The sequence below is a fragment of the Bartonella sp. MU37NMGALS genome, from assembly GCF_042194015.1.
In the GTDB taxonomy this organism is placed as follows: Bacteria; Pseudomonadota; Alphaproteobacteria; order Rhizobiales; family Rhizobiaceae; genus Bartonella; species Bartonella grahamii.
On sequence record NZ_JBHIML010000102.1, the window covers coordinates 1 to 1,007 of the forward strand.

Annotated in this window: 1 protein-coding gene and 1 pseudogene; both read left to right on the forward strand. The window is 38.4% G+C overall.

The genetic code is table 11. The annotated features are described in order from the left end of the window. Nucleotides 1-100: 100 nt before the first annotated feature. On the forward strand, nt 101-715 hold the full coding sequence (locus tag ACFIJP_RS09300) for a hypothetical protein (RefSeq protein WP_375627140.1): 615 nt from the start codon (nt 101-103) through the stop codon (nt 713-715). Nucleotides 716-718: 3 nt separating this feature from the next. Then, nucleotides 719-1,007 (forward strand): annotated as a pseudogene (locus tag ACFIJP_RS09305) (hypothetical protein); the annotation flags it as partial.

The window sequence follows — 1,007 nt, forward strand, 5'->3', positions numbered from 1 at the left end:
TTTTAAAAGACGCCACCTTTTCAAAAAATTCACCACACAATGCAATGCCGTTCTTTTGCAAGAACGACAAAGGCAGAATCTAACTTAAAGGAGTAAAACCATGGAAAAAAAATATGAACTGATTGATGAAACAACTGAGGTTGATGGCAAAACTCTTCACCGCATTCGTGCTTTAAGGGATTTTGATGATGTTAAAGCAGACGACCTAGGCGGTTTTATACAAAAAGAAGACAATCTAAGTCATGATGGCAATTGCTGGGTAGGTGATGATGCAAAAGTCTATGGTTATGCCAAGGTTTTTGGTGATGCACATGTTTATGGAAACGCTCGTGTAGATGGTCATGCAAGAGTTTATGACAAAGCCAAGGTTTATGGTGATGCTTATATTTATAACATTGCTGATATTTACGAAAATGCATGTGTTTTTGGTAGTGCATCTGTTACCGGAGAAACTAATATTTTTGGTAATGCGCAGATTTTTGGACATGCTCGTGTTTTTGCCAGTGCACAAATCTACGAAAATGCACAAGTTTCCGGTGGTGCATTTATTAGTGGAAAAGCTGAAATTTATGGAAATGCTAAAATCTATGACAATCCATTGATTTCCATCAGAGCAAAAGTTGGGGGAAATGCCCAAATCTGTGGTGATGCATTTATTCATGGAAACGCAGAGATCATCAATGATGAAATCATCACAACTGGCCAAAGGAAATAAACCATGGAAAAAAAATACGAATTTACTGATGAAACAATCGAAGTTGGGGGCAAAACTCTCCACCGCATTCGCGCATTACGAGACTTTGGAAACGTCGAGAAAGGTGATTTAGGAGGCTATATCGAGAAAGAAGACAACCTATCGCATCATGGCAATTGCTGGGTAGGTGATGATGCAAAAGTCTATGGTTATGCCAAGGTTTTTGGTGATGCTAAGGTTTACGAAAATGCACAAGTTTACGGTTATGCACATGTTTACAACAATTCTCGTATTTATGGCAAAGCAGAAGTTT

Excerpts from the sequence above, each read along its gene's own strand:
- ACFIJP_RS09300 (WP_375627140.1), top strand. The coding sequence starts at position 101 with ATGGAAAAAAAATATGAACTGATTGATGAAACAACTGAGGTTGATGGC.